Source organism: Bacillus gaemokensis (assembly GCF_001590835.1).
Lineage (GTDB): Bacteria > Bacillota > Bacilli > Bacillales > Bacillaceae_G > Bacillus_A > Bacillus_A gaemokensis.
The window spans coordinates 1-7,905 of the sequence record NZ_LTAQ01000039.1 but is presented as its reverse complement, the minus strand read 5'-3'; the positions used below and the strand labels follow the sequence as shown (position 1 = coordinate 7,905).

Here is a 7,905-nt window from a genome sequence, read left to right as displayed (position 1 = left end):
AAAGAGTTAGAAGCAGTGGAACAACAAGTAAAAAGTGAAAGTGAAAAGTTACAGCTGATTGGTCAGCGATATATAGAGTTAGAAAAAAAGGTGAAACAACAGCAAAAGGAATTGGATAGTGTAACGGATCAAGTACCAAATGAACCTGTTAAGATTCCATTTTTACATAGAGAAGTAATTACAACTGTACAAGATAAAATGTTTGGAAAAGCTGAAATCACAAAGAAAAAGACAAGAAATTATGTATTATCACCAGAACAATATCAAGAATTTACACAACAAGTGAATGCAGCAGTTACGATTAAAAAAGATTATGAGCGTTTGAGAGAAACAGATTTTGTGAAAGAGAATGAGAGTTTAAAAGTGCATGCAGAGGGATGGATGAAAGAGAATCGAACGTTGAAACAAGAAAAAAGTCAGTTACAAAAAGAAGTTGGTGTATTAAATAGAGAAATAAGCTCGTTAAAGGTTCATATAAAGGATTTACAGGAAAACATAAGGGTTTTATATCAACAGACAAAAAAAGTCTTTAAAGAGAGATTTAAGGCGTTTAGGGGGCTTATTAAAGAAAATTTGGATAGAAAGGGAATTAATAATTATTTTGAGAATGAACATAAGAAAGAAATCAATAAACATAGGGGATTTGACATGGAACGGTAAACCAGGTTATTGAAAACGTGATAGAATGAAAAAAAGAGCCATGCGGGAACATGACTCTTTTCATAGGGTATTCTACGAAAATACCTAGAATTCAATTATCTGATTATAGATTATCATAATTTGATTTATAATCAAATAGCAAAAAATAGGTGTTTTTGTTGATTCCCTCAATTAAGGAGGAATTAACTTAGATATGACAAAAAAAATTATTGATTTTGGACAAGCTGAAAAAAAGGCAAAAGAAAGAGATAGTAAAATTAATAGCATTTATGAAAAACTTGAAGGTAGTGGTGGACTTTCTGAAGAAGAAAGAGTCATTATGCTACAAGTATTAAGTAAAATGTCTGGTGGAGAAGAGTATTTTATAGGGAAGAAGAAAAAACCTACAGATCGGGTGAGATTTGTCCAAATGATTACAGAGAATATTGATTATTTATGTGAAATTGGCTATTTAACTCAACCAGAAAAGGCATTTTTATTTGATATTTCAAGATTTCTAGAATTTAAATCAAATGTCATTGTTGAAAAAAATGCAGATGATGATATAAAACCGAATACGGCATCTCCTAGTTATTTAGCTAAGAAATTAGGGAAAACAAGGACTTCTATTTCAAAAATAATGAATGAATTGCTTGAAAAAGGGGTTTTAGGAGTTGCAGAAACAGGTGTAATAACTGAAGATGGAAGGACTTGTTCAGCAAGAACTTGGTTTGTTAACCCCAATATATTATGTAATTCACCTAAAGATGATATTGACAGAGCAACTCAACAAATTTTTTCAAAAGCGCTACGTAATATCAAAATTGAAGGTAATAAGAAAAAACATAAACTACCAATTTATTTATTTTAGATGTCGATTTTATATTGACATCTTTTTTTATATGTGTTTTTACACTTTTTAGGTGTTAAAAAAAATTAACACAGGTGTTAAAAAAAATTAACACCTCATGTCTTATAAACCCTTGATATTACTGACTTTCTTCACTTTGCTCTTCTCACTCTTATATATAAGGCTAAAAGTTCCGCAAGGAACAGGTAGTATTTTTGAGCAAAGAACGCTCAAAAATCTCCACCTTCAGGAAAAAAAGTCGGTTCATTAATCCTCACCTAAAGGCTATCGCCTTTTCTTTTTTTTCTGTCCTTGCGGAACTTTTTTCGGCTGGTTTTTAGCTTTCGCCAAGCCGAACAAACCAAAAACAAGGTTTAGTTGCTCGACTTGGATTAGCAATTATACCAGCCGAACCGCTAGTTCTATCGTCTAAAGTAATAAACTTATTCTATATGTAGTTACGTTAAATTCGTGGGGTGTCGCCCCACACGACGAGCCAGCACTCACACCCAAAAACAAGGGGAAAACCATTCTTTAATAGAGGGGTATCGCCACATCATAATCAAGCTAAGGAAAGCAAATACCCCAAAACGAGAAAATTGGCATCTACAGGTGAAAATGTATATTTTTTTGTTTTGGGGGCGTTATAAAATTCTTAAGTTGATGGGCATGTGGCGCTACTCCTCTACCTCTTAATCATCGGGATGATGTCATCTTTTTTCAATAGGATTCCCCTTCCTTGATTTAAATCGTGATCGGCGTGATCGCGATCCCTGAAGGTCCATCTCCAACTGGGATCGGGGCACCGATGACCGTGTTGGTGGCGGTATCGATCACGGAAACCGTGTCATTCCGATTTGCGGTATAGGTGCGGGAACCGTCTGGTGTGATGGCAATAGCAGAAGGAAGGTCTCCTGCGGGAGCGAGCGAAATAGTGGTCAAAACAGTATTCGTGGCCGTGCCGATTACGGAAACCGTGTCATTGTTAACATTTGCTGTGTAGGCACGGGAACCGTCCGGCGTGATGGCAATAGCATTAGGACCATTTCCTGCGGGAGCGAGCGAAATGGTGGTCAAGACAGTATTCGTGGCCGTGCTGATCACAGAAACCGTGTCATTGTTAACATTTGCTGTGTAGACACGGGAACCGTCCGGCGTGATGGCAATGTCAACAGGACCGTTTCCTGCGGGAGCGAGTGGAATGGTGGTCAAGACGGTATTCGTGGCCGTGCCAATCACGGAAACCGTGTCGAGGTCAATATTTGCGGTATAAGCGCGGGAACCGTCCGGCGTGATGGCAATGGCACTAGGACTGTGCCCTGCGCCGAGCGAAATGGTGGTCAAGACAGTATTCGTGGCCGTGCTGATTACAGAAACCGTGTCGTTGTCAATATTTGCGGTATAGGCGCGGGAACCGTCCGGCGTGATGGCAATGTCAACAGGACCGGTTCCCGCGCCGAGCGAAATGGTGGTCAAGATGGTATTCGTGGCCGTGTCGATCACGGAAACCGTGTCGTCGACAACATTTGCGGTATAGGCGCGGGAACCGTCCGGCGTGATGGCGATCCCACCCGGAAAACTCCCAACCGGAATCAAACCGATAACAGTATTGGTGGCAGTATTAATGACAGAGACCGTACTATCAACGGTATTTGTTACATATGCAAAAGGACCAAAATCGATGGAGCTGATCGTACAGATCGGGATGATCCTTGTACCGAATACCCCAACCAGAATCAGACTTCCTTCGTCTACTCGGAAAATACGACCTTGGAGAATATCACAACATCCTGAGAGCATAACTGAAATAAACTTGCCTTCTAATTGCTGCAGTTTTGTCCTCAGATCTTGAAAACAAGTATTATCGGGACTTGGACCTGGAGGACCTGGAATTCCTTGAGGTCCAGTAACTCCTTGAGATCCAGTAATTCCTTGAGGTCCAGTAACTCCTTGAGATCCAGTAATTCCTTGAGGTCCAGTAACTCCTTGAGGTCCAGTAACTCCTTGAGATCCAGTAACTCCTTGAGATCCAGTAATTCCTTGAGATCCAGTAATTCCTTGAGGTCCAGTAACTCCTTGAGATCCAGTAATTCCTTGAGATCCAGTAATTCCTTGAGACCCAGTAGGTCCTTGAGGTCCAGTAATTCCTTGAGACCCAGTAGGTCCTTGAGGTCCAGTAATTCCTTGAGACCCAGTAGGTCCTTGAGGTCCAGTTGGAAAAGTAAAAGGTGGAATTGGTGATAGTGTTGGTCCTATAAGGTTAGGATCTAATGCACAAGCGAATAAAAATTCTTCTGGATTTAAACCCTTTAAATGATTTTTATTTGACATATATATTCATCTCCAAAAAAATTTTATCTTAATTAATAAATGCGTAATACAAATAAAATGATAATAATAATGGAAAAAGTGTTATCCAAATTGTAAACAAACTATTCTCAAAGGAACGATGTATATTGTATACATGTAAGGTTAACATAACGTCTCATTATCGGTAGCGAGGACAAAAGGGAATCCGCTTTAAAACAAGGATTCTCTCTTGTCCTTGCTTTATTTTTCTATACACGATTTTATACATTGTAGAGATAGTAGGGTTTTTTAGACTTACGAGTGGCCTGTATTAGTACAAAAATCTGTATAGAATTCTGTATAAAAAAGCCCTGCATATAAGCAAGGCTTTTTCTATTTCCAAAATTGCCACCACTTTTTTTGTTGAGTGGCTGCAATCCATTTTTTAGTTTCTTGGGTTTCACGAATCATTGTCATTAAGTTTTGATCACGTTCATTTATCTTTTGAAGAATAGATTTTTGGAATTCTTGTTGTTGTTTTTGCTGTTCAGTTAACCATTCTTTTAAATTTTCTTCATGTTTTTTAAGTTGTTCAGATACTCTTTCAGCAACAATTCTATCTAACTCCTGAACAGCTACAACTCCTTGTCCTACTTGGATTTGTCCAGGTTGTTGTTTAGTTGTTTGGATAGGTTCAATGTCTATATATTTAGGGAATCCTTCTTTACTGAGGAGCTCAATAATTTGTTTGGTTTGGAGGTTTCTTTTATTTCTCATTTTAGCTATAAATTGAAAAACAGGTATACATTCTTGATAAATTAAATACTTGTTCTTTTCACCTTGTTGAAATTTTAAAAAACTACCGTAGGTTTGACAGTTTCGTTTTATAGTCATAGCTGATACTTTTATTTCTTTGGCTACTTCTTCAGCTGATAACCAGTCTTTTTGTTGCACTGTTCAGATCACCATCCTTCTAAACATTTGAACATCTGAACTAAACACTATTCAAACAATTAAACAATTCTATAGCTGACAAGGGTTTTCTTGTTTTTCTGTTCAGATGGTTGTTTAGATAATATACAAATAGTTTAACACTTGAACATTTAAATAGTCATCTGAACAAGAGATATATGCAAGAATCTATAAAAGAATTGCTAGAAAGCAAAATAGAAGGATTCGCATTATTACATGAATGTATGAAATGGTATATGAAGGATAGATCTTAAGTCATGCACAGAATGCTAGTATTATGGGAATATCTAATTACCTATAATATTACGTTATATTAACTAAAGATGTATAGAGTATACACAGTGGAAACATCATAAACAATTCTCGATGATGACCTGCAGAGTAGGTGTAGCAGCTTAGGTAAAGTTCTCAATGTTTCCCAGAATGGAAATTGTGACAATGACGTCCAAAAGTGATGCCAAATCAAGGTGAAGATAAAACTCCACTAACCTGAACTACCCTTTTATTTTTCATTAAACATAGACAATCATCTAAAAAGTGCACATTCAAATATAATATTGGGAAATAAAGAGGAAGATAAGGAGTGATAGACTTGTTACATCGTCAAAGAGATTGTATGTCAGAATGTTTAGCAAAGGGAAATCCTTCGTGGATGTGTAATTTCGATTGTTATGGTAGTTGGCCAGCTCAGGCTCCCTGGGGTCCAACAATGTCCTATCCTGTAAACCCATATTCGTCATATTTGTATCCAACTATGATATCCAGATGCTATTGGGATTGCATAGGTCCAGGTCTTTGTGCATGGAAATGCGATGGTCCTATATATCGGTAACAATTGTTTGTCAATTTCAATAACCCCTCTAACTTGTGATAATACTTGGGACAGCATTTTATGTTTCAAATAAGGACTACAAATGTATATGAAAAGTAGGTAGTAGTTATTATATCTATAGGTATTTATCCATATTCTCACGGGAAAATCCTCAAATTCTAGAAATCTAAGGCTTTTTTGATTGTAGAGAAGAAACTTTATGTTAACTAGGGGTACCGCCAACGTACTAACTATAGAGGGTTAGTGTTAATGAAACAAAAAAGTCAATTTCTTTTAATTTAAAAGAAATTGACTTTTTATTATAATTTTCTGAATGTACGAAATTCTCGTTTTGTTGGTGTTACCCCTCATACCCTGGTAAAGGACGGGGTGGATATGTGAAATGTCCAAGCCTCCTTACACCTAAATCAGGATCATGGTGAAGTTTCGCGAGAACGTCATCCAATTCCCAATCGGCATGAGCAATCCCCCAAGTACAAGTGATATATGCATATTCTGAGAAATGCTGACTATCTTCTCCTTCTCTGTGCCAAATCCAAAACTCACAAAAACCATCATGAAAGTTAATTGCTTTCCCCGGTATATGATTTGGACCTTCAAGAGAAGGATGATCCTCAACTATCTGTACTCCTTGATAACCCGCCTTTTGCAAACTCCTCACCGTCCTCCATTGTAGATCAGAAATGTCTCCAGACGGAAATTCTAGGTAGGTATAAGAGTGGGAATATTGTGTCATGGGTTCACGACTGAAATATTCGTAATTTCCTCCTGCTGCTATCATACACTGTTGATAGCATGAACAACGAGGATGCGTGAAAAAGTATGGATGGTGATATGGATAGGGATGTTGAGAGAAAGGTTGCCTATAATATGGGAATATTTGATACAAAGTACATTTCTCCTTTCGATAATTTGTCTATAGAGATTTTTATTCAGAAAAATTTTCCTGAAATTTCAATATTCTATTCTTTTTTGTACATTCTAGATGATTGTCTATAAATAATTGGGTAAACCCTATCGATAAGGTTAAATAAGACTACTATTTAAAAAAGTACCTTCTTTTGTTAACTTCAAACAAAAAGACATTTGGCTGACGGTTTTTTATCCATTTTTTTAATAAATATACAAACAAATTGAGAAGATAATGGTTATCAGGAGGTGATAAAACATGAACAATCAAACAAAACATACAAATACAGAGAATTCTGAACAAAATTTTCCCGATGATATAGGACCATGTGAACAAGAAGAGGCTACAACTTGTATTGGTGATATAAGGTATAAATGTAAAAATGGTCGTTGGAAACCTACCTACGAATATTGTCCGGATGATAATACACCAACATAGATATTGCTTTTGACACAAGTTTGTTCGTCTTATCAATATTTCCAGTAATTAACTTTCGGGAACGTTACATTTATCACCGAGATTTTCATCTTTACGTAGAGCCTATAAATGATTATCCAGATCATCAGTATGTAACGTTTAGGATAGACCACCCATTGTATTAGCCAGTAGATATTAGATAACGTGAATTTACTCTTAAATGGGATAGGATTAGTAGTCTAATAAGCTATATATAGTATGTGTCAAGTTCTTGGAGTGGTAGCGGACCGAGGGGAGCATAAGGAACGGAAAGGACTTGACACATTTATTACACCCAAACCCTCTTGGCATTGCCAAAACTTTTGTTTTGGCTTGCCTACCGGCGAGGGAGCCCCCTCAAAAGTGAGGGGGTTGGGGGTGTTTTTTATGGGGTCTGGGGAAGAGTTCCCCAGTGGGTTTGGGCAAAGCCCAAGGTTTGTTTTTGCCATGCTAAGCATGGCTCGGCAAAGCCAAAAAGCGTCGCAGACCCCTATCGATTTTGATGCGTTAGTGTCAAAATACGTATAGGGTTACGTTAATTGACTCCATTTCGTCGCTTTGCTAGACCTATGGTATCAATTAATCTAGGGGAAGTGGTGGCACTTTATGTTGTTCTCTATCTCATTTAATCAATCTCACCAAAGTTCATTGAGCCATAATAACAGGGAAAATATTCATGGAAATACTGGTATAGATCCAGCCAGGTTAGATGAGAATATTTACTTTGTTCAAAAGGACATCCGAAGTGTATACAAGGATGTCTTTCAAGAAGCGGTGGACAAGTACAATGGGAAACAAAAACGGAATGACCGCAAGATTAAAGATTACTATGACAAAATACATAAAGACGAAAAGACACATGAGCAACGAGAATTGGTTGTAGCGCTTGGAGAGGGGAAAGATGACCCGAAGTATAGGGGAGCGAAGAAAGAGGCGTTAAAACAGTATGCTGAGGCG

At 37.3% G+C, this 7,905-nt stretch carries 5 protein-coding genes and 2 pseudogenes; 4 read left to right on the top strand and 3 right to left on the bottom strand.

Translation table 11 applies throughout. The features are described 5' to 3' along the window. Positions 1-660, top strand: a pseudogene (locus AZF08_RS21225) (plasmid recombination protein); the annotation flags it as partial. 193 nt (positions 661-853) lie between these two features. Further along, a complete protein-coding gene (locus tag AZF08_RS21220; RefSeq protein ID WP_063177363.1) occupies positions 854-1,510 on the top strand; it encodes a MarR family transcriptional regulator in 657 nt (218 codons plus the stop codon). Between the two features lie 723 nt (positions 1,511-2,233). On the opposite strand, the gene AZF08_RS21215 is transcribed toward AZF08_RS21220, so the two are convergent. The 3 genes from AZF08_RS21215 to AZF08_RS21205 all read right to left on the bottom strand — a co-directional run bounded on the left by AZF08_RS21215 (position 2,234) and on the right by AZF08_RS21205 (position 6,234). Beyond that, positions 2,234-3,820, bottom strand: a complete 1,587-nt coding sequence (locus AZF08_RS21215; protein WP_063177362.1) for a beta-propeller fold lactonase family protein — start codon at positions 3,818-3,820, stop codon at positions 2,234-2,236. A gap of 351 nt (positions 3,821-4,171) precedes the next feature. Continuing rightward, the gene (locus AZF08_RS21210) at positions 4,172-4,732 is read right to left on the bottom strand and encodes a DUF3967 domain-containing protein (RefSeq protein WP_033679100.1); all 561 of its coding nucleotides are present in this window, start codon (positions 4,730-4,732) and stop codon (positions 4,172-4,174) included. 1,190 nt (positions 4,733-5,922) lie between these two features. Continuing rightward, positions 5,923-6,234, bottom strand: coding sequence for a hypothetical protein (locus AZF08_RS21205; RefSeq protein WP_153019563.1), 312 nt, complete (start codon positions 6,232-6,234; stop codon positions 5,923-5,925). 516 nt (positions 6,235-6,750) lie between these two features. Between AZF08_RS21205 and AZF08_RS21200 the strand changes: the two genes are divergently transcribed. Further along, on the top strand, positions 6,751-6,930 hold the full coding sequence (locus AZF08_RS21200) for a hypothetical protein (protein ID WP_033679098.1): 180 nt from the start codon (positions 6,751-6,753) through the stop codon (positions 6,928-6,930). Between the two features lie 624 nt (positions 6,931-7,554). After that, positions 7,555-7,905 (top strand): annotated as a pseudogene (locus tag AZF08_RS21190) (plasmid recombination protein); the annotation flags it as partial.

Bases quoted from the DNA above. Each gene is read 5' to 3' on its own strand.
- AZF08_RS21220 (WP_063177363.1), top strand. From the start codon at position 854: ATGACAAAAAAAATTATTGATTTTGGACAAGCTGAAAAAAAGGCAAAA.
- AZF08_RS21215 (WP_063177362.1), bottom strand. From the start codon at position 3,820: ATGTCAAATAAAAATCATTTAAAGGGTTTAAATCCAGAAGAATTTTTA.
- AZF08_RS21200 (WP_033679098.1), top strand. From the start codon at position 6,751: ATGAACAATCAAACAAAACATACAAATACAGAGAATTCTGAACAAAAT.